The following is a 21,571-nucleotide window of genomic DNA, read 5'->3' on the forward strand; positions in this document are numbered from 1 at the left end:
TTCGTCTGGAACTACAATATTACTTGCTAGGGCTTCAAAACCAGAACAAATATCTTTTATTGGAAATCAAGCAGGAGGAAGAGTTTTACTATTCCTTGGGACAAATGACTTTTGGCGCGATTATAATGATATGTTAGAAAAAGGAATTAAATTCGTCAGAGAACCCAAAGAACAATCGTACGGTATTGTGGCAGTATTCAAAGACTTATATGGGGATTTATGGGATTTGGTTCAATTCGAGGAAAGCCATTCGATGTTTAAACGAGTCAAATAGACCGATTAGCCCAACATATAATGGGAATTCAGATTTCTTGATTTTAGGAGGAAAAAATTTGGCTCAGTTGTATTTCCGCTATGCTACTATGGGGAGCGGTAAAACAGCGGACTTATTGAAGATTGCATATAACTATTCGGAACAGGGAAAAAGTGTCTTAATCTTCACTCCTGCGATTGATACTCGCTTTGGTGAAGGAAGAGTTACTTCAAGGATGGGGATTTCCAAACCAGCCATATCTATTGATGGGAAAACGAACATTTTCGATCAAGTCAAAAGTGAGATGCCAGATTGTGTTCTATGTGATGAAGGGAACTTTTTAACCCGAAAAAATGTATTGGAATTCTGTCGTGTTGTTGATGAATTAAATATCCCGGTGATTATTTATGGCTTAAAAAATGATTTTCAAAATAATTTATTTGAAGGAAGTGAAGCTCTTCTCATCTTTGCTGATAAGATTGAAGAAGTAAAAACCGTATGTTGGTATTGCAATCGCAAAGCAACCATGGTCTTAAGATTTAAAGATGGGGCACCAATTTTTGAGGGTCAGCAAATAGAAATAGGCGGAAATGAAAGCTATCTACCTGTCTGCAGGAGATGCTGGAACAAAGCTAAGACCAATTCTAAGTAATTCGAGTCTCCGCGCTACCCTTCACCCCCAGCTACCCTCAAGAAGAAAAAGTCGCCTCAATAAAGTCTAGCTAGGGGTTGAGTAGGGGAGTGCTGCCGGTGGGGGTTACCTCAGGCGAAATAGATTAAGGATATGTAGGTGGTCATAGTAATGGATGGAAATAATCGTGCAAATATTAGGCAAGGCACGCACGTTTTAATAGTTCAAAAACAAGATCAAAGAACTGAAAAATTAACTGAAGGTATCGTTAAAGATATTCTAACTAATTCGTCCACCCATCCTCATGGAATAAAAGTTCGCCTTGAGAGTGGAATAGTGGGTCGAGTAAAGCGAATTCTCCTTTAAACCTCAGTCACCTGGCGATGATGTGTCCGTTGTTCCGGATAGAATTACAAAATCGAGGTTTTACTGTTAAAGACTGTGAAGAGAAATATCGCGGGGAGCGGGCAACTAATATTTGTAATAGAGGACGTACTGGAAAAGGCGTACAGTACCATTTGATGACAAGCCCATGGTAATGCCATATTATGAGGTTCCTGTTGATATTTTGGAAAACAGAGAACAATTAGCTGAATGGGCTATGAAAGTACAGTGGTATAATTAGGAATAAGTTGGAGGAGGGCGGTTAGAACTGGCCTGTCCGCCAATTCTGTCAATTGGCGGACAACTCAAAGCGGTAATATTCCGTCCAGTGTTGCGCGGAGGACATCGGTGAATGAGTCGAAACAAGAGAGCCTTGAAATGTAGCATTGTTTTGAATGGGCAATTCTAAACATAGAAAAGAAAGGATCAGGAGGCATGTTAGCATGAGTCAGCCTAATAAGTTGGTAGTGGTTTGGACTAACGGAGATAGGGAAGTTGCAATACGTATGGCATTTATGTATACACTAAATTCTAAACTTAAGGAATGGTGGGATGAAGTCTCCCTGATAGTTTGGGGTCCATCTGCAAAACTTCTCACAGAAGATACATCGTTGCAGGAATACATTGGGAAAATTAAAGATGCGGGTGTGGACGTATTAGCCTGTAAGGCATGCGCAGATAGTTATGGGGTTTCTGAAATGTTAGAAAAGATCGGGATAGACGTAAAATATACGGGTCAAGTGCTTACGGATTTTCTAAAAGACGAAAATGCAAGAGTTATAACTGTCTAAGCTAGATTTTACTATTGTTTTCATCAATTATTGTCGTCTCACGTCACTCCCAGCACCCCCGCTAACCTCAAGAAGAAATAGCCGCTCTAATAATGGGTAGCCAGTTGTCTGGCGATTGGGACGGGAGTCTATCAATTGAAGGAAAGTTTGAAGGAGGGAAAAAGATGAGTACTTATAATTTCAAGGTAAGCATTTCTCCGATCGAAGCATTAGATTTAGTCAAGCAAAATGAAAATGCCAATCTTGTACACGAGGAAACTCATGATTTGGGCAATGGAAGTTACATTGGGACCTTAATATTCGAGAAATATTATATGCGGGTGAAGAATAGGGTGGCACTCGTGGTAATAATCGATAATATTTATGGACAAACAGATGTAAGATCGATATCTACTGGTAGTTCAGAAGGCATGATTTTAAATTTTGATTGGGGTGCGGCTAATTCCTTTGCCAATAGTGTACAAGACATTCTTAGTGATTATATTATTTCACCAGAATAATTAAGTACCAATGGGGCCATTTCCGCTACCCTCAACCACAAAAACCTATAAACATGATTTAGGGAATAATTTTACATAATATTAAGAGTGTTCTTCGTAAGGTTCTGGAATCGTTTACGTGAAATAAAATTGTTATCTCAAAAAAGAAGAGGGGCTTGCCCCCTCACCTTTAGTATATCTAATACCATCCGTAGGAATATGGGTTATAAGCATAGGGATAGGCAATCCAAAACCAAGCATGTGATTACTTTTATCCGTGCTAAGCCCCCTGAAACGTTAGTATCTAGGATTGTAAATATTATTAACTTCAACACTTGACAAGGAGCTGAATTCAAGTATAATAATCTCATAATCAGCTATTAATCAAAGATTCAGTGCTAAAAACTGTTGGTAGCGTGCTAGGGAAGTTTCGATTCATCGAAGGTTTCAGCAGTGCAATCAGTTAGGACGATGCTGAAATTGGAGTAATCGAATCCACCTAGAAGGGTGGTTATTTTGTTTAGAAAGAAAATTTTCCCGCAAAGTTCTTCTTGGTTAGGTCTGTATGAGGTCAAGTCAGTTAGTCAAATTCGTATGAGCCAGGTTAGTTTTTAAAACACAAAGAAATAGTGGAGGATTTGTCTAGATTAGTTTTAACTTAAACTTAGTTATTGAATATTTACGTTTAGTTTAGGTCAAAGTATTTACTCCCTTACTTTTTTAGTTTTTCAAGATTCTTACTTGGTAATTTTGTTTACTTCTGTGTAAGGTGCTCAAACTATTTTAATTTTACTCTGGTTATGGATTAGATTAGTAAAGCTTTGTTGAAGATTAATCTCGAGCCGTGTATCCATTAATTCTAGAGGAACTTTGCGGGATTCAATTTTATATTTCAAGGCCACTCATCATGAGTCCATCATGAGTGGCCTTGTTTTTTGTTGTATAGGAAAGTATATATTTTGGACCAGTGAATAAGTATGAGTGTGCATCAGCACACTTTTTTTCAACAGTTACGATATATTTTTTTCTGTGCGACATAAAATAATAAAATACTTAAATGTTGAGACTTAAGTGAAGGCTATAGTGAATGATCGCTCAACTGACCAAACTGGACAAATCCTAGCAAATCTTAGCGACAAATACCCTAATAGTGCAGTCTGAGGTTTATAAAGAACAAATGGATCATCTGCAATCTCGCTTAAATCAATCTGCGTAACGTTTGCCAGCCTGTGATCTTTATCAACTATTACAAATAACTCCAGCGTCATTATATGTAACGAACTAAAGTCTTTGAAAGGTTGCTGTAGAGTGCAGAAGGACACGTCAACTTTAGCGGATTCAAGCTGTTTCAAACTCACGCTGGGCAAATAAAGGTTATCTGGTTTGTGCAGAATTAGATTTGGATTTATACAATCATAATATTAGGGCTGGAACCTGAATTCTGCCCTTAGACATAATGAGATTTGGTCTTTAGCTTTTTGTATTCAATATAGGTTAAGGCAATAATTATAATGTCGAGAAATGTTAATAACAATAGCACAGTTGAATGATAGATAGTATACCGATAAATCTGATAAACAACGAAAATTCCTAATGATATTATTGTAAGAGGATAAGCCCAAACTTTTCTTTTCCATAATACTATTACAAGGATTAATTTTAGCGCACCATGAGAAATCAAGTAAATAACTCCGAAATATTGTGTATTGACGGTAAACTTTGAACTCATTTTTATTATGGTATTAGCGATTATATCGGTAGGGTCTTGGGATAACTCATGTTCTGTCAGCATAACAGTCATTTTATTTAATCTGGCCGGGTTTAAAAAAAGTAATAATATTCCCCCTATCATCTCCAAAAAACCATCGATAGCTTTAAGTGATAGCCCAATTTTGAAACTTTTATGGAATATGTTACTGATATCTATATTCCGAAACTTTCCCATATTCAACCCCTACAGTCATTTCGTTTCACTCTATTATTTGCTTGTTTGTATTATTAATTCACATGTAAGGACTGAAACCTAACTTCAGTCCTTTTTTATGTTCAAAAGGAGGTGAGGCAAAACGGGAAATACTGTCGGAAATATTATCGCTCGTATCGGGACGGATGCATCCCCAATGACGGAGGAGCTAAAAAAGGTTCATAATATGATCCTCACCTTCAAAGACGAATCCCTGGACGCGCTCAAATTGTAATACATTACTTGACAAATCATCACAAACTTTATGCAAAGCTAGTGATCAACAGTAGGTAAAAGTCCCAAACTGGTGATTGACTTTGAAATGTACAACTCCGGAGAAGATTCTGCTTCAAAGGATGATGGTGAGCTGAACGTTGCGAAAAGGGCTAGACTCGGCAAGCAGTCCAAAGATAACCTGAAAAATACCAAAAGGAATCATGTAGGCACTGATTAATAAGCCGGCCTTTGCTATATCAATGTTCAAATTTTGAGAAATTGCGGGTAATAAGGGAGAAACGACCCAATTATCTGCCATAACGATAAATCCGGCCAAACCGAGCAACGCGATAAGATTCTTCTTCACGTTCTTCGGCATCCCGTTATATTCGAATGCTGCTGGAGTCATTCCGCTGGTCAGTGAGTTAACCAGAGCAGGTGTCGCTATGGGCACCGCACTTGCTTTCATGATGGCGGTCACCGCCTTGAGCATTCCAGAAATGATCTTACTGCGTAAGGTTTTAAAGCCAAAACTGCTGGATTTTTCTATTATAAATGGAACAGCAATTTGTCCTGGTACAGTGGTATAATTAGGAATAAGTTGGAGGAGGGCGGTTAGAACTGGCCTGTCCGCCAATTCCGTTAATTGGCGGACAACTTAAAGCTGCAATATTACGTTCAGTAAAGCGGGAATTGTTATGTAGCCGGAGAGTGCTGGATAAATAGAACCCGAACAGCCAATCCTGCGGTATGTCCTTACCTATCCAAAGGCGCTTACCGAGCCGGAAAGCTGGAGGGGGGGCAGAGTTTGACTTGAATATAAACTAACGTTTGCCAGCAAATAAAAAACTTCCCGAGCTTTAAGCCAGGGAAGACTTTTTGAACGATTTACCAATTATTACGTCGTTGTGATTGGAAGCAGTCACGGCAATAAACTGGTTTGTCACCGGATGGTTGGAAAGGAACCATGGTCTCTTTTCCACATTCAGCGCAAACTGCTGGGAACATTTCTCGTTGCTGGCGACCGTATCCGCCATTATTACCACGAGTTTGTTGCTTTCGGGCTGCACGACAGGATGGGCAACGACCCGGTTCATTGGTGAATCCTTTTTCAGCATAGAATTCTTGTTCATTGGCGGAAAAAACGAATTCTTGACCACAATCTCTGCAAACAAGGGTTTTGTCTTCGAACATAAAAAAACCTCCTAAATTTTCTGCCCGCTGGTGTGGGATTTAATCTTCCCATAGCTTTAGGCATTTAAGAAGGTCTTGGTATATCCACATATCATAACGAGCGACTTTTAGTATATCAGAATTGAGGCTGATTCACAACCAATTATTCGGAAATATTTAAAACATCTCCGATTTCTAATTCACTCGCTACCACCTCCAAACCCAATAAATCCCAGAAGCCAGTCAACCTATCGGACTCCTTAAATCCAGCAGGATGGATGTCTTTATCTATTAGATACGGGAAGAGGGAGGTGCTGTAATGGACAACTTATAGCTTGAAAATCTATAAAAAGTGGTGAACGTAATTGAAAGATACAAAGCATGGAATTTTTGGTGGATTAGTGATCTTTGTCGCAATCTTGATTGGTATGATATCAATTCTAATGAACAAGAGAGTTTTATATTACATCCAGGAGAAACAAAAACATTTTTGTCATTAACAGCATTTCCAACCAATATTGAAAATAATGGCTAAGGCCAGGGAACACTCAATGGACCTAATCTAATATTGCTGTTTAATAAAAATGAACTTTGACCCGGCAAGGAAACCGCACTTTTTCGATATTTTGGAGGGAGAAATGAAATGCTTAAAACTAAATTTACGTTATTAATTATCGTAGTTTGGATTATAATGTTTTGTTTTCCAAATGATTCGGAAGCAGCTACAGAAAAATTATCAGGTGCAGATAGGTACGCCACTTCGGCTATCATTGCGGAAAATGGTTGGAAGCAATCGGACTACGCCATTCTAGCCTACGGTAAAAGTTTTCCGGATGCTCTAATTGCGGCACCTTTAGCCAAAAAGTATAATGCACCAATACTCTTGACTGAGAGTAATTTCGTCCCTAAAGATACTTTAAATATGATACAACAATTGAAGATTACTCATATTATTATCATTGGAGGCACGGGTATAATTTCATCCTCTGTGGAAAATCATTTGACCTCATTAGGTATAAACACGACAAGATTATACGGCCAAGACAAATATGAAACCAGTATAATAGTTGCCAACCATCTAGATAATGTCAATCAAATCGCAATAGTAACAGATGAAGACTTTGCGGATGCCTTGTCGATATCTCCTATAGCCGCTAAAATGAATATGCCCATTATATTAATCCCACACAACGTACTACCAGATGTTGTAAGAGGCTATGTGAAAACTCATGGAATATCTAAAACTTATATTATTGGCGTAGGTTCTTCGTTAGATAAAAGTTTAGTAAATGAACTGCCTAATGTTGAACAAATAAATGGGCAGGATAAATACCAGAGGAATCTGGCTGTTCTTGATAAGTTTAAAAGTGAAATGGATCTAGATACAATTTATTTAACTTCAGGTGAATATTTTGACGATGGCCTATCGGGTTGTGCTTTAGCGAGTGCAAATTGTAATCCGTTGCTTTTGGTTAGCGAAAATTCGGTATTACAGAAAAACTATTTGGATGAGCACGAAATTACAAAGTATAACGTTGTTGTGCTTGGAGGGCTTGTTAAAGAAGAGGCGACTCTTGCTTCATCAAGTACTACTAACTATAAAGAAAAGACTATACGAGATGTAACCAACGTAGCCCCCCAAGATATAACAAAAATTGTTTTCTATGATGGAAGAGGTGGATTAAATAAACCTCTAACAATTGAAGATAAACAAGATATTAGCAAGTTTATGGATTATTTAGATGGATATGTGCTAGAGAAAGCGAAGAATCCGGAGCCTTCCACAGGGTGGATACATGAGGCAGCATTTTATATGAATGATAAAGAAGTAATGGATATTACTTTTGTGGATCCAATAATCATAAATAAAAATTACTATACTATTTTAAAAAGCACCTTGGATAATAAAAAAATTGATACATTTTTAAAGTCAATTGACCCAACTTATGTAATTTAGTGTGAAAGTTTGTTTATTGTTCAAAGTATTGGCAGCACTTTAGCCTCTACTTATAAAAAACCATTGATATTACTGGCATCAAGTTTTAGTCAGCCCGCCCATCCCCAGATTCGGGAAGGGTTGTCACTTTGCTTGATATTTTGGAAAACAGAGAACAGTTAGTGGAATGTGCGATGAAAGCTTTATTTGCATCAAGAAATAATCCCACAAAGCCTAAGTAGCATAAAAGGGGAAAGAGCATAGCCGCTCTGATAGAGGGGAGGGGTAATTGGCAGGCAACCTTCGGGATGCCTTGATATATGTCAATTATTTTAAGGAGCGGCACGTTCATTGCATGTGGGTTTTTGAGGGTTTGTATTTGTGGGGAAATTTATTAGTTTTAAACCTTATTTAGACTTTATTAAAAAGGACGAGTTGTCTTCTTTGTAGGCAGCTTGCCCTTATTTATTTCATTCAGGATAGTAAATGACCATGCTCAAAAGGCAAATATCATTGCCGGTATTTTTATAGACATGAGGGCGATCAGCCTTAAACCGGACGGATGAACCACAATCAATGGTCAGTTGGAGTAAACTAAATCAATTTTTACTTGGCCTCTGCCTAAGCTGGCGGGGGTCTTTTTTTTGTGTGATGGAACGCCGTGTGAAGGGAAACTGTCATGCACGGTGTGTGGCAGGAAAAATGGCCGGAAATAATACATATAATTTAGGATACATGTGCATGATTCCTCATATCTTAATATCATATGATATAATTAATCTAAATTAACTGCTTGGGGAATCGTTTTAGAAATTTATTTAAATGAGTTGGATCAAATCCATTAAGGAGCAAAAAGTCTATTTAAAGAAATTTAAACAAGGATAAGTTAACATTAGAAAAGCGCATTTAATGCAAGGGAGAAAAGTTCTGTATGGATTTGGTTGCTGAACTGACTAAACGCAGAGTGATGGAAGGTGAACTGCAGGAAAAGGAAACGACGTTAAGTACCGTTTTAGACGCCGTACGTGATGCCATCGCTATCCTTGATGATCATGGAAATGTTACTTTCTGGAATACTGCTGCGGAAAAGCTCTTCGGTTACCCCCAGGAAGAAATTTTAGGGAAGGATCTACACTTGTTGGTGGTGCCGGAAGAACATCTTTATGAGACTTATAGTAAGGCTTATAATCATTTTAAAACAACCGGAAAAGGCAATGCTATAGGGAAAATAATGGAGTTTAAAGCTAAACATAAAGATGGCCGAACGTTTGTTGTAGAGCTTTCGCTTTCGGCCATGAGGATCAAGAATACCTGGCATTCGGTGGGAATTGTTCGTGATATCACCGAACGCAAGCAGGAACAGGAAGAACTTAAAAACAGTCGACAAAAATATCTGGAATTAACCGAGAATGCCCCAATTGGAATTATAAGCTGTGACTATAAGGGCAATATTATTTATGTAAATCAAATAGTTTTAGAAATACTGGGTTCAACAAGTATTGAGGAGACAAAAAAGATCAACCTCTTAACTTTTCCTTTGCTGGTTAGGCACGGCCTTTCAAGACAACTTGAAGAATGTTTAAAAAGTAACAAGTCCGCTATGCATGAAATCAACTATGAATCTAAATGGGGAAAGAAAGTATGGTTAAGAATCCATATTAAACCACGGAAAAATAGAAATACCGTAATAGGTGCTCAAGTAATTATCGATGATATAAGTGAAAGAAAACAGCTGGAAGAGAAACTCTTCCTTTTATCTATTACTGATTCCCTGACGAGTGTATACAACCGTCGTTTTTTTATTCAAAAACTCGAAGAAGAAATAGAACGTGTCAAGCGAACGGGCCGTAAGTTTTCCGTGATAATGATGGATATAGACCACTTTAAGTGCGTCAATGACCGTTTTGGCCATAACTGTGGCGATTTCGTTCTAAGAAAAATTATGTCAGAAACGATTAAGAAGATTCGAAAAATAGATACTCTGGCTCGCTGGGGTGGTGAGGAATTTATAATACTGTTGCCGGAAACCACAATAAATAAGGCTGTAGTTTTGGGGGAAAAACTGCGTGAACGTCTAAGTAGAATGGATATTCCGAATGTGGGCAATGTTACTGCAAGCTTCGGAGTTGCTGAGTACAATCCCGGAGATACAGTTGATACAATAGTACAAAAGGCAGATGACATGATGTACCAGGCGAAATCTGCAGGCAGGAATTGTGTGCGATATATTCGAGAATGAAAACAACTACTTTGTATTAGAGATATTTACCTCGAAAACAGCCTAGGCTATACGTTGCTTGCTAACAAGGTTTATCAATTTCTGAATAATCACTCTAGAACTGATTTATAGGATTGCTGCAATTAACATGATTGTCACTGGAATTATTATTTTTGGTTTGCAACAATTCTTATTTAAATGCCATATCCACCACTAGAACGTTTTGGGCGTTTGCAGGTTAGATTGGCGATAGATAGTGATAGTTTTGCGTTCTAAGTTAACATAACTTTCCTAATACTTTTATGCCGAACATTGCTATAATAATCTTATTTTCAAACCTGCGATGGCTTTGCGAATCCAGGGCGGCAACTGTCACTCAGCAGGCCACTATAACTGTGACTATTAATGCGGAGACAAGTCGGATACGACTATTTAATATACAAATCTTTTCGGATCATATATGGTTTTCAGCTACATGATTAGGCAAAGAACAAAGGAATATCGGATCCAATGTAAAAAGCCTAGGCATTTACCTAGGCAAAAACCATTAAGCTGCTGCAGAGGCTGCGACCAATCTCAATAATGCAACCAAAAAGCCTAAGAATCCTAAGAATCCTAATAGCCCATAAATCCAAAAAATAGGCATTCCCGTTCACCTCCTCATTTAGAGTTCCCATAAGAATTAGAAGCTTCTTGATGTATTCTATTCAGCATGTCCCTTTCGTGTTCATAGGTTAATGTTAGCCCGCCCATCTCCAGATTCGGGAAGAAGATCCGATTGTGACAATAACCGAGAATGAGTTAATTTATATAGTCATGGTAAAGAAAATGTCCAATTAATAGAATAAAATTGGACATTTTTTGTTCACAACAGCTAAAGCCCCCAACTCTCATTTAGCTCTCAACTAAAACGGTGGGGGCTTTTACTACGACTTTTAATTATTATAAGAAGGTTTTAATTCTTATATTTATCGACTATATTTGACAATGAAGGAAGGGATTATGAAAATAATGTTGAAATATAAGAGGTGTTATAAACGAATCGCTAATTCATAACTACATCGCAGCAGTTTTAGAAACAGAGAGGAAGCCGGTAGTATGTTGAAACGACCAAAACTTAACCGAAGTATCTTAGTCTTAATTATTGTATCGGTTTTAGTCGCCCTGGGAGTTGGCACAATAAACATTTATAAAACCGAAGCCAACAGTAAACAAAGTATGGACCTTTATACAAAAACTCTGAATGAAAGTTATGATCAAAATATTCGCTTTGTCACCCAACAAGCTATTAGTACCTTGAATGGAATTTATACTCAAGAGCAGCAAGGAAAACTCACGGAAGCGCAGGCCAAACAGTTAGCGGCAACCGTTATGACAAAGGTGCGTTACGGAGATACTAATCAAGGCTATTTTTGGGGAGATACAATCGACGGTCTTTGTGTCTTTCATGGAACAGATCAATCATTAGTAGGGACCAATCGAAATAATGCCCAAGATTCCAAAGGCGATTATTATATTCAGGAGATCCGAAAAGCCGCTGTCGCCGGCGGAGGCTATATCAATTTTTGGTTTCCCAAAGCTGATCCTAACGACAAAACTCAGTATCCTAAACGTGGCTATGCCTTGGAGTTTAAGCCCTGGCAATGGATTATTGGCACAGGAAATTATGTGGATGATATCCAAAGGACAATAGTCCAGCGTCAAGCAGCAGTTGATCAAGAAAATCGAGTATCAATTGCTTATACGATTGCAGGAATGTTGTTAGTAATACTTGTTTCTGTAGGCTTTTCCTTACTTGTAAACCGGAGGCTAACAAAACAGCTTGAGCCTATGGCAGAAACTGCGATTGAAGTTGCTAAGGGAAACCTTAATGTTCCGGAAATTAAAGCGGAAGGCGACGATGCCATTGGGCATTTGGGTAAGTCTTTGAACACTATGGCAAAACAATTACGAGACCTTGTTCAACGAGTTAGTTTATCATCAGAACAAGTTGCTTCGACATCAAACGAACTGAGTAGTGGAGCAGAACAATCCGCTCAGGCGTCTAACCAAATCACCATGGCAATAACTGAGGTTTTCCATGGAACAGAGAAGCAGCTTGCAACCGTTGAAAATTCCAGAAATATTGTTACCACTATTATGGATGGCATCAAAAAAATCCTATCCTCTTCTCAAGGCGTGGTGAGCACATCGGAAAAAGCCGCAGAAGCTGCTCTCCAGGGAAGTAAGGCGATTGAGCAAACGATCGAACAAATGAATATTATTGAAAAAATAGTAGGTGTCTCTGCAGAAGTGATCCAAGAACTGGGCGACGAATCGAAAGAGATCAGCCAGATTGTTGATATGATATCGAATATTGCCTCACAAACCAATTTACTGGCACTAAATGCCGCAATTGAAGCGGCACAGGCAGGGGAACAAGGCAGAGGTTTTGCAGTAGTTGCCGATGAAGTGAAAAAATTGGCTGAACAATCCGGTCAAGCCGTCCAGCAAATTGCGGAATTAATTTCATCAGTTCAAAGTAACACTCAAAAAGCGGTAACAACTATGGGGCAAGGGACCAAAGAAGTGTCCATTGGTATGGACGTCGTAAGAAGTGCGGGTCAAACCTTCAATGAAATCAGTGAACTAGTGAATTCAACGTTACTCGAAATACGGGGAATTTCTGAAGAAATAAAGCATACAGCGTCTGGAAGCAATCAAATTGTCGATGCAATTCAAGAGCTGGATGAGGCAAGCCTAATTATCGTGAATCAAACACAGACTGTTTCTGCATCAACTCAAGAGCAGGCCGCTTCCATAGAAGAAATTGCAACGGGGAGCAAAGTGCTTTCTGATATGGCCCAAGAACTAAAAGCTGCTACAGAGATGTTTCAATTGGCTTAATATTAGCTGATTTCATTTTTGTAGTGTTACTTTCGCTTAGAAACAGTAATTTTAGTTTCAGTAAATTGCCGCAATTCGTAGAAACGAGCTTGGTTCCTTATTATTAACATTTTATTTCCGCCTTTTTGAAATTCATAATCGACTTTTACCACTTCTACATGATAAATATTTTGATACCCGCCAGCGAAGACAAACGAAAGTGCAAGGGTCAATCCAATCTCAGAAGATGAAACGCCAAATCTTGTTGCAAACCAGTAAGAGATCATTGGTCCTATAAAACCAGCGCCAAGGCCATTAAACAGATTGACCAATGCTAATTTTGCTATGCTTTTATTTTCTTGCCGTCGAATTGTTCGTTCCTTAGATAATCGATTGCCATAATTTATCTGGAAGATTGACTATTTTCTATTTCAATAGACAAGCGCCTCTTTGGGACAAAATCCAAAAAGGCGCTTATTTGTTAGTTTACTGAAAAGTTGCGTTTTTACCCTAAGGAATTGATCCAAGCGTCAACCGTAAGCACATCCGCCTGGCGGGGGAACACTTTCTCAGTAAGAATACGGTGAACTTCTGGGTCAGCATCTAGGCATGCATCTGAAAGCACCTTAAGCGCATAGTCTTTATCTGCCGCTTCTCGCAATGTTGATAGAACTACACCACTTGTTGCAATTCCACTTAGGATTAACGTTTCAATTTGACGAGATCGGAGAACGATTTCGAGGTTGCTGCCTGCGAATGCGCTAACTCTATACTTCGTAACGATAGGTTCGTCTGTTTTCGGCTTGACGGATTCGTGAATTTGAGTTGCAATGTCTGAAACAGTCATTCCACTGGATTTGGAAATTGCTGAGAACGCTTTGTTTTGAGGATTAATTTCGGGATAACCTTCGCTAAATGCAACTCGAACAAAAATGACAGGAATAGAGTGTCGGCGAGCGGCTTCGACGGCTCTTTGGATCGAAAGCACTCCTTTCTCGTGTTCTGCAAAACGCGATACGATACCATTTTGCATATCCATGACTAACAGGGCAGTCTTGTTATGATTGGTTTGCAATGTGTTTTACAACTCCTTTTCTAGTGTTAAAATAACAGGGGAATTCCCCACATATTATAACTGGAGAGTTCTCCACATGTCAACAATGTACATTAAAATAAATTATAGGATGTGCTGATAAAGTGAGTAATTCAGATACAACCCAAATACGTTCGGAACACCGTGTCAAGGGGGCCTTGAGGCAGTGAATGGTGGTTTAGAAAACTGTTAGGAGCTAAGAATCGCCAGACTGTTCCGTATTTTGTGGGCAGTCTGGCTTCTTTGTTTTTCCAGGGCAGAATGATAACTTTAACGTCAATATCTGGCTGTACTAATGTCCCAAGGTGATTTTCGTTTTACTAAAATATCTTTATCGAACTTGATTATTAAAAAATGTATTGAGATGAACTTCCTTCAAACCTGCGCGAAGTTTTGATTACTATTGAAATTTCAGAAGCTGCCAAGTGTTGGCAGCTTCTTTTATAATCCTAGTTATATGACGCAAAGTCTGGTTCTCAACGTCAACAATTACCATCCTCTGGCTAGCGGATAAAATATAGAGTTGCCACTATCAAGCCTATAACTACTACGATCCAGCGCAAAACATTTGGCTGCACATGACCGGCCAATTTCCCTCCGAGCGCGCCGCCAAGTAGTGATCCAACAGCCATCACCAGTGCTACCGGCCACACTACCATTCCAGAAAACAGGAAAAAGAGCCCCGCGGTTAAATTAGTAATCAAAGCAATGGTCTGCTTCAATGCATTAAGTTGGGTCAACGAGTCATCAACGGTAATGCCTAATACAGCAAGTACAATAATACTTAAACCGGCGCCGAAGTAGCCGCCGTAAATAGCTGCTATTCCCACCGGGACAACTCCCCATATATCTGATCCCGGTTGAGCTCCGGTGGTCTTGGTTCTTCTTGTCAAGTAGGACCGGACTATAGGCTGAAAGACTAGCAACGCTGTGGCGAGTAGAATCAAATAGGGCACCAACTCACGGAAAAGGACTTCCGGGGTGACTTGCAGGAGAATGCCGCCCAGTAAACCGCCAACTATTGCCGCCGGGATGTACAGCCATAGACGTTTCTTTTGGTTCAACAGATCCTTACCCTGCGAAAGACTTCCTCCCAGATAACCGGGACATAAAGCCACGGTGTTGGTGATATTGGCCGCTACGGCCGGTATCCCCAGGGCCGTGAGCACCGGAAATGTAATCAGGGTGCCACCACCGGCAATAGAATTTACTGCGCCGGCTGACAGAGAGGCCAGAGCAATTATGATGTAGTTTGATAAGTTAAGCATTTCTTTCATTGATCCTTTCCAGAGCCTAGTACAGGTTAACGAATATTATATCATGAGTCAAGCAGTATTGGACAACAGAGCAAAAGCAAGATTTAAAAGCCGTTCAAATTTCGTCATGTTATAAATTGATATAAGAATTATGTAGTGATTTTAAAGTAATTAATGAAATAGAGTTAGCATTATTGTTGAAATGGTAATATATGCAATAATATACACAGAGTGTTTTCTATCAAGGCGAACGGGCAAGTCCAGCATTACACTTCCTATATAAATTATATTTAGCTTATAGCCTTGGATAGATTGGTCAATGAAGTATCCACCAGGGCTGGACATAGGGTTAAAATAATAATTGAGTGGATTAGATTGGGAAATGTTTGTTCACTAGGAATTTAAATTTGCGGTAAGGGATGGGAAACTGCTGGTAAGCTTGATGGGGAGTTGTTCCGTAGATTGGTAGAGGATGTAAAGCTGCTATCAGTAGTTCAAGTGGTGTTCATGTCATTGGAGGGGTTAGAGGTTAGGGAGATTTCCTGTAATATTTGTAAATTTTATCCATATTTATAGGACAGGACTTCGAGGTCAAGCATAAACTGAGAGTAGAAAGTGGTTTAAGGTGGCTAAAGTACCTTTATTTATCAGAATGTCCAGAAAAGAATGTAGGTAGATAAAGAAAGAAAAAATGTCATCAAGCCAAATTCATTATTAAGAAAGGAAGAGATTTTATGCCTTCTGACCCTAATCCTGCTTTTATCACAACTGCAAGTTTAGTACAATGTGCTCCACTGGCGGTTACTCAAACAGCTCCCGGCACAGTATATGTTACAGTATCGATTCCGGCAGAATCAGTAATCACCCTGCCAACGCCAGCGCTTGAAATCAAGAGAGTCTCAAAAATGTTGAAAATAACCCAATGTCGGTTTTTTAATCCCATCCCGCCAATAGCTGCTGGTAAACCGGCTGATACTGCTAAGTTGTTCCTAGGAGGCTTTGTCCGTAAAGATATTCAGTATACGGAAGTGACAGCAGGCACTCCAACGCCTACGACAGTGGCCGGTACTATCAGAGATTTTGTCATAGATATTCCGGTTTCCTGTGTGGCAAACCTAGGCACTGGGTTTACCTTACCACCTCAAAATTTTGATCAAGAACAAATATATGAGTATTTTAAAAGCTCATCATTACCGTCAGGGTTTTCACCTAAAGACAAACTGCTATCGGGTGACCTTTCGGAATTTAACGTTGTAAGCAACAAGTTCCTAAATGTTCTTCCGACATGTGAATTGGTTTATAGTCAAATCAACGAAATGGATGATGCCCTCAATCGTGTGCCACTAGCAGGAGGTCCTTTTGAAGAAGGTACTTTCACAACATTGCAAGAAAAAATGGTTGTCGTCGCGCAAGTGAAGGTAACATTTCCCACGGTAATTGATCCGTGAAACTCATAAGACTATCGCCCAATAATACGATTGGAATTTTTTACACCTTAGAACTACCAAAAAATAGGTGAATCATAATTGGCCCCGGAGAATAATTCTCTTCGGGGCACAAAACACACCTGTTCAATTAAACTTTCAATTAAACTTTCAATTAAACTATAGTACGCGATTTGTTTGTGCCAGTTGTAACGGGGGATAAAGTACGAGTTTTAGGGAGGAAATAAGATATTATGTGTGAGTGTTACTCTTCAATCGTGAAGATCCCAAAACCTTATTCTATTCCTGCTCAGGCCCTTAATTCTAATGATCTGACAAGTTCGTCTCTTATTGAACCGGTTGACCAACCTCAGTCTAATCCATCCTTTCCAATAACTGCAACTCTACCGGTATATAGACCAATGGCAGTAACACAAACCGGAAATACTGTGTTTGTTACGGTATCAATTCCAGCTGAGTCGTCCATTACTTTACCTGAACAAGCCTTGCAAATTAAAAAAGTTTCAAAAGATCTTAAAATAACTCAGTGTCGGTTCTTTAATGCAATTCCTGCGATTGTCGCTGGTAAGCCGGCTGATACACCAAAGCTGTTCCTAGGTGGATTTGTGAGAAAAGATATTCAATATGCGAATGTGACAAAGCTATCAGCTTCGACCGTTGAAGGCCAAATTAAAGATTTTGTTGTTGATATCCCAATTTTGGGTGTGATTGACCTCGGGAATCACCTGAATGTGCCGTCTGTGTTATTTGATGATCAACAAGTATATCAGTATTTGAAGACTCTTCCGCTTCCTTGTGGGTTTGCCGGAAAAGATAGGCTTATGGCGGGTGATATGTCAGAATTTAATGTTATGAGCAACAAATTTATGAATAAATTGCCCGCTTGTGAACTAATCTATAGCCAAATCAATGAAATGGATGACGCAGTCGATAGGATTCCATTACATGGAGGGCCTTTCGAAGAAGGCATTTTCACAACCCTACAGGAAAAAATGGTCATTGTGATACAAGTAAGCTTAACCTTCGAACCTGTGGTCGATCCCTGTCATCATTAAGACGCCACGTTTTAATAAAGTCACCTATAAAAAATTGTAAGCAAAAGATAGACTAAGTTTTTATTGAATTATTGTAAGATGGCCCCGGGGAGAATGACAATTCCGGGGCCTTCGCGTGATAAGCAAAAATCCTAACAATTTTATTTCGGTAAATCTCCAGAATGCAAAACGCCGCCAGTATTGTACACTTTCCACTCTGAGTTGATTTTGATTAAGTTAAAGAAGTAGTAGTTCTTGTTAGTAGTCGGATACCACAGCATAATATGTTCCGGTCCGTCTTGTCTTTTCTCTGCGAATTTATCATTTAAAAGTATAGTATCGTATTCGGGAATTAAAGTTTTTGAATTGGACATGAAATCAACATATTGTTCAAATGATTTCCAAAAGGTCCGGTAAGCAGGTGACATGCAATCCCATGCGACGCTGTATTTTCCAGTCCTCTGCGCTTCATAAAACTTAAAGGCTACGAATTCTGGCTCTTGAACTTTTTGTGTAGACTTAGGCTGTATTTGATTGTTCGGAACAAAGTAGGGCGATGAGCATCCAACTTGCCCTAGTAGTATTAGTATTACTAATAGAACAGTTAAACCTTTTTTCACGCTATTCCCCCTTTGAGAGGATGATGTTAAATTATATGAACATTATTTAAGTATAGTCTAGTAAATATAGCAATAATAACCCATAAACAAAAATAGGGATAGGATATATAAACAAATTCTCTTTGGAGGCTTGAAGAACTTTATCCTTGGAAATACTTCAAACGACCGCCATGTTGAAGAAAATTCTGAGGCGCGCTTGAAAGTGAGCATGAGGGGCGCATCCCAAACAGTCATTACGGGATAGTCTGCCATGCCATGCACTCCCTCTAACTGTAGAAGAAATAGTCGCCCTAATAAAGCTTAGCTGCTGTCGTATTCGTCGTAGAATAGGGGTAGTGGTGCGCCACGAGCGTTTTGGACGTATGCTGGTGAGGACTTTTGTAGTATTATAATTTGAGAGGCTAATTAAAGGGGTTTTAAAGATGTCTAGGAGAAAATGGACAAATGAAGAAATTGAAGAGTATCGAAAAGAACATGGTGCCATTTACTATAACAAAGAGGATTCCAATATTTTTGTTCCCAAAGCTCTCGGAATCGGTTGGACATTAAACTGGGCAAACCCAATTTCGTTGGTTTTAATTTTGGTGCCTTTTGGTCTCGTTTTTTTTAAGTATTTTCACTGAAAATTTGCAAGGTAACGTGTTAACTTTGGAAGCGCTGTATATCGAACGGTACGTACGGGTGCTTTGGGAGGTCGGCTGATCAATTAATGGTCAGCCGCCTACCCGATCTGTTGATAGTGGTCTTAACAAATTGTCCTTTCGTATAGTTGATGAAGAACGATAATAAGACGATTAATTTACTCCAAGTTGGATTCGCTCAAGCTAGCTAATCTTATCGAATCCTGATCTTTTCCCCAACATGGATAAGATCTGGGCGACGGCGTAGATGGGGATTTAAGCGTAAAAGAACATTAACGGAAGTTCCGTTATGCTTTGCTATCAAGTGAAGACTTTCTCCGTGTTGAACAACATGCAACATTACCTATTACCTCCTTGCTAACCAAATATAGTATATTGTATTATGCGGAAAAGTTTCACTGTGCCAGTACATATAATATTCAAATACGTATTACTGTGCCAAATTAAACTTAAGGGTGTCGAGTCTAAACTTATCCAGTATTACTGAATATGCTGATTAATTAGCTTATCTCAGTCCACGAATAAAAAAATAGTTCCAGCTTGTCCAATTTGTCTCTAAAAAAGAGGGGTAGTAGCCCCTCACCTTTAGCATATCTAATACCATCCGTAGGAATATGGGGTATAAGCATAGGGATAGGCTGATGGATAATAGAGGGGTCTTGTCATTGTAGCCCCTATTCCCAAACCCAGAGCAAAAGGAAGAAATCCAAAACCAAGCATGTGATCAACTCCTTCAATAAGAACGAACTGGCTATCACCAATTAAGATGACAGCCCTCAAATAGTGTTTATTAGAAAATAACGCCTAAAGCGATAAGAATTAAAATAGCGATGGCAATAATTCCGGCACCGATGCAGCTTCCTCCGCCACCTACTGGAGCACAACATGCTCCGCCCATGCCATATCCACCATAGCCCATTCCATAGCCCATTCCGTACATCGATTTTCCTCCTTCCTTAATTAAAATACGATACCCATTGCAATAAGCAGAAGAATAATTACGACAACTATACCGATTCCAGCTCCATAACCAAAGCCTGTTCCACCAGCACCACCAACGCCACCGAATGCCATTTGCATTTCCTCCTTTTTTTAAGAGATAGTATATAATATGTTAGAGATGGATTATATGGAACAATATGGAAATATGAAAGTATAAAATAAATAGTTAATAAGAGGGGAGACCCTATGGATGCAAGAAGTAAGTTTACCGTAGGACAGTTGGAAATTGAGTATTATCAGTGGTTGGATCAGTTAGTATAAATTAAGTAAAGCGACCTTCAAATGTTGAGGTCGCTTTTAGGGCTTTTTACTGTAAGCAAAAATAAGTCCACTGATTTTTAGAAAAATTGGAGCAGCTATTATTCCGGGCGAAAGGACATGTTTGGTTAATGATATATCGTAGCAGTTTGAGAGAGCGGGGTCCTTACCTACTGAACCGGGAAGCTAGGGGGATGCGTTGCACGGGGAGTGGACAACTTAACCTACGACTTCGATGTTATCTTTCTGTATACTGGGATTGTATACATCTTCTTATCCGGTAACTAAATTCTTTCCAGCTTCATAAGCTAGTTTTAGCAAAGACTGGCCATTTTCGTAAATAGCCTGCCCCTGGGGTCCAAAAGTTTTCTCAAATTTTTCGGCCCCTATGTTAACTTGGGCATAGGAAACCATTCCGTCAGCACTAATTTCTCGGATCGTTCCATTATTCTTGTGCAGTGCTATATTACGTTTTAAAAATTCAAGTACGGCATCTGTCATACCTGGCAACCCGGCTGCACATACCCCAATAACTACACCATTTCTATCTTTTGGGGTTAAAGCACTGGTTATATTGACTGTTCCACCCGTATAGGTAAATTTAACTACCTGACCGATCAGTCGGTCGAACAGGGATTTAAACGGTCCTGGCACATGACCTGAATATACCGGTGCCCCGAGAACAATACCGTCAGCCCGGTCCAGCTTTTTTATCACCATATTTACATCATCCGGTGCTAACCGGCAGACCTGATCGGCCCTGCATTTCATACACCCGGTACAGGGTGCAAATTTCAGATCACTGATGTAGATTTTTTCAACTTCCGCCCCGGCATCTGCGGCACCTTTAAGTACTTCATCTATCAACAGATCCGTGTTGCTTCCCTTTCGGGGGCTGCCTAATATACTAAAAATGTACATTTTTCATTCCTCCTTGTTATGCAGGCAATCCCGTATATTGTTTATTAAATGTTAATGTTCCTGCAGGCCTGAAACCTTCATAGCCGACAGATCGGTTATGACTGCCTTGTCGTAGATACTAAAGTCGTGAATGTACGCCATGTGAATGACGCCGTCTGCGGTGGCTGCCCCATGATATAGACTGTCAAGATCATCAAGGGAACCGCGATGTACTGCTGCTCCGGCAGTGGTTAACGCTGCGGCGGCATCGTCCGAACGTGCAAGGCCAACGACCTGATGCCCAGCCCTGATGAGCTCGTCGACAACCGCCGAACCAATAAAACCTGTTGCACCAGTTACAAAAATACGCATAATTAATTTTCTCCTCAATTATTAGATTATTAAATATTAGA

General features: G+C 39.4%; 26 protein-coding genes and 2 pseudogenes. 15 read left to right on the top strand and 13 right to left on the bottom strand.

Annotated features, from left to right (window positions below; all coding sequences use genetic code 11):
• Position 1: 1 nt before the first annotated feature.
• The 7 genes and pseudogenes from DEAC_RS24700 to DEAC_RS13810 all read left to right on the top strand — a co-directional run.
• Positions 2-274: pseudogene (locus DEAC_RS24700) on the top strand (VOC family protein); the annotation flags it as partial.
• A gap of 58 nt (positions 275-332) precedes the next feature.
• Positions 333-905, top strand: coding sequence for a thymidine kinase (locus DEAC_RS13795; RefSeq protein WP_047810651.1), 573 nt, complete (start codon positions 333-335; stop codon positions 903-905).
• A gap of 150 nt (positions 906-1,055) precedes the next feature.
• Positions 1,056-1,250, top strand: a complete 195-nt coding sequence (locus DEAC_RS13800) for a YwbE family protein (protein WP_047810652.1) — start codon at positions 1,056-1,058, stop codon at positions 1,248-1,250.
• A 20-nt stretch (positions 1,251-1,270) separates the two neighbouring features.
• A complete protein-coding gene (locus DEAC_RS22790) occupies positions 1,271-1,423 on the top strand; it encodes a poly-gamma-glutamate hydrolase family protein (protein ID WP_242847159.1) in 153 nt (50 codons plus the stop codon).
• The gene (locus tag DEAC_RS24220; RefSeq protein WP_242847160.1) at positions 1,417-1,509 is read left to right on the top strand and encodes a TfoX/Sxy family protein; all 93 of its coding nucleotides are present in this window, start codon (positions 1,417-1,419) and stop codon (positions 1,507-1,509) included. Before DEAC_RS22790 ends, DEAC_RS24220 begins: the two co-directional genes overlap by 7 nt.
• Before the next feature lie 202 nt (positions 1,510-1,711).
• Entirely contained in the window at positions 1,712-2,059 is a 348-nt protein-coding gene (locus DEAC_RS13805) for a DsrE family protein (protein WP_047810653.1), read from the top strand.
• 164 nt (positions 2,060-2,223) lie between these two features.
• Entirely contained in the window at positions 2,224-2,559 is a 336-nt protein-coding gene (locus DEAC_RS13810) for a DUF6054 family protein (RefSeq protein ID WP_047810654.1), read from the top strand.
• 1,046 nt (positions 2,560-3,605) lie between these two features.
• Here DEAC_RS13810 and DEAC_RS22795 read toward each other — a convergent pair.
• The 3 genes from DEAC_RS22795 to DEAC_RS24705 all read right to left on the bottom strand — a co-directional run bounded on the left by DEAC_RS22795 (position 3,606) and on the right by DEAC_RS24705 (position 5,186).
• Entirely contained in the window at positions 3,606-3,896 is a 291-nt protein-coding gene (locus DEAC_RS22795; RefSeq protein ID WP_282434456.1) for a LysR substrate-binding domain-containing protein, read from the bottom strand.
• A gap of 89 nt (positions 3,897-3,985) precedes the next feature.
• On the bottom strand, positions 3,986-4,483 hold the full coding sequence (locus tag DEAC_RS13815) for a DUF2127 domain-containing protein (RefSeq protein ID WP_047810655.1): 498 nt from the start codon (positions 4,481-4,483) through the stop codon (positions 3,986-3,988).
• A gap of 367 nt (positions 4,484-4,850) precedes the next feature.
• On the bottom strand, positions 4,851-5,186 hold the full coding sequence (locus tag DEAC_RS24705; RefSeq protein ID WP_047810656.1) for an MFS transporter: 336 nt from the start codon (positions 5,184-5,186) through the stop codon (positions 4,851-4,853).
• Between DEAC_RS24705 and DEAC_RS22800 the strand changes: the two are divergent.
• Positions 5,092-5,307 (top strand): annotated as a pseudogene (locus DEAC_RS22800) (permease); the annotation flags it as partial. The gene DEAC_RS24705 and the pseudogene DEAC_RS22800 overlap by 95 nt on opposite strands.
• A gap of 298 nt (positions 5,308-5,605) precedes the next feature.
• Here the strand turns inward: DEAC_RS22800 and DEAC_RS13825 are convergent.
• Positions 5,606-5,911 carry a zinc-ribbon domain containing protein gene (locus DEAC_RS13825; protein ID WP_047810657.1) on the bottom strand — a complete coding sequence of 102 codons (306 nt, stop codon included), beginning with the start codon at positions 5,909-5,911 and terminating at the stop codon, positions 5,606-5,608.
• A gap of 334 nt (positions 5,912-6,245) precedes the next feature.
• On the opposite strand from DEAC_RS13825, the gene DEAC_RS23285 reads away from it, so the two are divergent.
• From DEAC_RS23285 to DEAC_RS13840, 4 genes are all read left to right on the top strand, one after another.
• Entirely contained in the window at positions 6,246-6,425 is a 180-nt protein-coding gene (locus DEAC_RS23285; RefSeq protein WP_152671405.1) for a hypothetical protein, read from the top strand.
• 108 nt (positions 6,426-6,533) lie between these two features.
• Positions 6,534-7,847: a cell wall-binding repeat-containing protein gene (locus tag DEAC_RS13830; protein WP_047810658.1), complete on the top strand. Its 1,314-nt coding sequence runs from the start codon at positions 6,534-6,536 to the stop codon at positions 7,845-7,847.
• Between the two features lie 910 nt (positions 7,848-8,757).
• Positions 8,758-10,065 carry a sensor domain-containing diguanylate cyclase gene (locus tag DEAC_RS13835; protein ID WP_053006438.1) on the top strand — a complete coding sequence of 436 codons (1,308 nt, stop codon included), beginning with the start codon at positions 8,758-8,760 and terminating at the stop codon, positions 10,063-10,065.
• Positions 10,066-11,142: 1,077 nt separating this feature from the next.
• Positions 11,143-12,930 (top strand): methyl-accepting chemotaxis protein, encoded by a 1,788-nt coding sequence (locus tag DEAC_RS13840; protein WP_047810659.1) that lies wholly within the window; start codon positions 11,143-11,145, stop codon positions 12,928-12,930.
• Between the two features lie 26 nt (positions 12,931-12,956).
• Here the strand turns inward: DEAC_RS13840 and DEAC_RS23915 are convergent, their stop codons facing one another.
• The 3 genes from DEAC_RS23915 to DEAC_RS13855 form a co-directional block, all read right to left on the bottom strand.
• The gene (locus DEAC_RS23915; RefSeq protein ID WP_047810660.1) at positions 12,957-13,241 is read right to left on the bottom strand and encodes a hypothetical protein; all 285 of its coding nucleotides are present in this window, start codon (positions 13,239-13,241) and stop codon (positions 12,957-12,959) included.
• A 173-nt stretch (positions 13,242-13,414) separates the two neighbouring features.
• Positions 13,415-13,984, bottom strand: a complete 570-nt coding sequence (locus DEAC_RS13850; RefSeq protein WP_047810661.1) for a cysteine hydrolase family protein — start codon at positions 13,982-13,984, stop codon at positions 13,415-13,417.
• A 521-nt stretch (positions 13,985-14,505) separates the two neighbouring features.
• Complete coding sequence (locus DEAC_RS13855; RefSeq protein ID WP_200903137.1) at positions 14,506-15,279, bottom strand: TSUP family transporter; 774 nt, start codon at positions 15,277-15,279, stop codon at positions 14,506-14,508.
• A 713-nt stretch (positions 15,280-15,992) separates the two neighbouring features.
• Here DEAC_RS13855 and DEAC_RS13860 point away from each other — a divergent pair.
• The gene (locus tag DEAC_RS13860) at positions 15,993-16,706 is read left to right on the top strand and encodes a CsxC family protein (RefSeq protein WP_053006439.1); all 714 of its coding nucleotides are present in this window, start codon (positions 15,993-15,995) and stop codon (positions 16,704-16,706) included.
• Between the two features lie 230 nt (positions 16,707-16,936).
• Positions 16,937-17,758, top strand: coding sequence for a CsxC family protein (locus DEAC_RS13865; protein WP_053006440.1), 822 nt, complete (start codon positions 16,937-16,939; stop codon positions 17,756-17,758).
• A gap of 140 nt (positions 17,759-17,898) precedes the next feature.
• Here DEAC_RS13865 and DEAC_RS13870 read toward each other — a convergent pair whose 3' ends face one another.
• Positions 17,899-18,357 carry a hypothetical protein gene (locus tag DEAC_RS13870; RefSeq protein WP_047810662.1) on the bottom strand — a complete coding sequence of 153 codons (459 nt, stop codon included), beginning with the start codon at positions 18,355-18,357 and terminating at the stop codon, positions 17,899-17,901.
• Between the two features lie 422 nt (positions 18,358-18,779).
• Here DEAC_RS13870 and DEAC_RS13875 point away from each other — a divergent pair, with 422 nt between their 5' ends.
• Entirely contained in the window at positions 18,780-18,980 is a 201-nt protein-coding gene (locus DEAC_RS13875) for a DUF5808 domain-containing protein (RefSeq protein WP_047810663.1), read from the top strand.
• A gap of 211 nt (positions 18,981-19,191) precedes the next feature.
• Here DEAC_RS13875 and DEAC_RS13880 read toward each other — a convergent pair whose 3' ends face one another.
• From DEAC_RS13880 to DEAC_RS13900, 5 genes are all read right to left on the bottom strand, one after another.
• A complete protein-coding gene (locus DEAC_RS13880) occupies positions 19,192-19,338 on the bottom strand; it encodes a LysM peptidoglycan-binding domain-containing protein (protein ID WP_047810664.1) in 147 nt (48 codons plus the stop codon).
• 254 nt (positions 19,339-19,592) lie between these two features.
• Positions 19,593-19,718 carry a hypothetical protein gene (locus tag DEAC_RS24585; RefSeq protein WP_282434457.1) on the bottom strand — a complete coding sequence of 42 codons (126 nt, stop codon included), beginning with the start codon at positions 19,716-19,718 and terminating at the stop codon, positions 19,593-19,595.
• Between the two features lie 70 nt (positions 19,719-19,788).
• Positions 19,789-19,938 (bottom strand): hypothetical protein, encoded by a 150-nt coding sequence (locus tag DEAC_RS23920; RefSeq protein WP_047810665.1) that lies wholly within the window; start codon positions 19,936-19,938, stop codon positions 19,789-19,791.
• A gap of 593 nt (positions 19,939-20,531) precedes the next feature.
• Positions 20,532-21,179, bottom strand: coding sequence for a flavodoxin family protein (locus tag DEAC_RS13895; protein WP_047810667.1), 648 nt, complete (start codon positions 21,177-21,179; stop codon positions 20,532-20,534).
• 51 nt (positions 21,180-21,230) lie between these two features.
• Complete coding sequence (locus DEAC_RS13900; RefSeq protein WP_047810668.1) at positions 21,231-21,530, bottom strand: NAD-dependent epimerase/dehydratase family protein; 300 nt, start codon at positions 21,528-21,530, stop codon at positions 21,231-21,233.
• Positions 21,531-21,571: the final 41 nt, after the last annotated feature.

It is taken from the genome of Desulfosporosinus acididurans (assembly GCF_001029285.1).
Lineage (GTDB): Bacteria > Bacillota > Desulfitobacteriia > Desulfitobacteriales > Desulfitobacteriaceae > Desulfosporosinus > Desulfosporosinus acididurans.

Excerpts from the sequence above, each read along its gene's own strand:
- DEAC_RS13800 (WP_047810652.1), top strand. The coding sequence starts at position 1,056 with ATGGATGGAAATAATCGTGCAAATATTAGGCAAGGCACGCACGTTTTA.
- DEAC_RS22790 (WP_242847159.1), top strand. The coding sequence starts at position 1,271 with ATGTGTCCGTTGTTCCGGATAGAATTACAAAATCGAGGTTTTACTGTT.
- DEAC_RS24220 (WP_242847160.1), top strand. The coding sequence starts at position 1,417 with ATGGTAATGCCATATTATGAGGTTCCTGTTGATATTTTGGAAAACAGA.
- DEAC_RS13805 (WP_047810653.1), top strand. The coding sequence starts at position 1,712 with ATGAGTCAGCCTAATAAGTTGGTAGTGGTTTGGACTAACGGAGATAGG.
- DEAC_RS13810 (WP_047810654.1), top strand. The coding sequence starts at position 2,224 with ATGAGTACTTATAATTTCAAGGTAAGCATTTCTCCGATCGAAGCATTA.
- DEAC_RS13815 (WP_047810655.1), bottom strand. The coding sequence starts at position 4,483 with ATGGGAAAGTTTCGGAATATAGATATCAGTAACATATTCCATAAAAGT.
- DEAC_RS24705 (WP_047810656.1), bottom strand. The coding sequence starts at position 5,186 with ATGAAAGCAAGTGCGGTGCCCATAGCGACACCTGCTCTGGTTAACTCA.
- DEAC_RS13825 (WP_047810657.1), bottom strand. The coding sequence starts at position 5,911 with ATGTTCGAAGACAAAACCCTTGTTTGCAGAGATTGTGGTCAAGAATTC.
- DEAC_RS13830 (WP_047810658.1), top strand. The coding sequence starts at position 6,534 with ATGCTTAAAACTAAATTTACGTTATTAATTATCGTAGTTTGGATTATA.
- DEAC_RS13835 (WP_053006438.1), top strand. The coding sequence starts at position 8,758 with ATGGATTTGGTTGCTGAACTGACTAAACGCAGAGTGATGGAAGGTGAA.
- DEAC_RS13840 (WP_047810659.1), top strand. The coding sequence starts at position 11,143 with ATGTTGAAACGACCAAAACTTAACCGAAGTATCTTAGTCTTAATTATT.
- DEAC_RS13855 (WP_200903137.1), bottom strand. The coding sequence starts at position 15,279 with ATGAAAGAAATGCTTAACTTATCAAACTACATCATAATTGCTCTGGCC.
- DEAC_RS13860 (WP_053006439.1), top strand. The coding sequence starts at position 15,993 with ATGCCTTCTGACCCTAATCCTGCTTTTATCACAACTGCAAGTTTAGTA.
- DEAC_RS13865 (WP_053006440.1), top strand. The coding sequence starts at position 16,937 with ATGTGTGAGTGTTACTCTTCAATCGTGAAGATCCCAAAACCTTATTCT.
- DEAC_RS13875 (WP_047810663.1), top strand. The coding sequence starts at position 18,780 with ATGTCTAGGAGAAAATGGACAAATGAAGAAATTGAAGAGTATCGAAAA.
- DEAC_RS13880 (WP_047810664.1), bottom strand. The coding sequence starts at position 19,338 with ATGTTGCATGTTGTTCAACACGGAGAAAGTCTTCACTTGATAGCAAAG.
- DEAC_RS24585 (WP_282434457.1), bottom strand. The coding sequence starts at position 19,718 with ATGCTTGGTTTTGGATTTCTTCCTTTTGCTCTGGGTTTGGGAATAGGG.
- DEAC_RS23920 (WP_047810665.1), bottom strand. The coding sequence starts at position 19,938 with ATGTACGGAATGGGCTATGGAATGGGCTATGGTGGATATGGCATGGGC.
- DEAC_RS13895 (WP_047810667.1), bottom strand. The coding sequence starts at position 21,179 with ATGTACATTTTTAGTATATTAGGCAGCCCCCGAAAGGGAAGCAACACG.
- DEAC_RS13900 (WP_047810668.1), bottom strand. The coding sequence starts at position 21,530 with ATGCGTATTTTTGTAACTGGTGCAACAGGTTTTATTGGTTCGGCGGTT.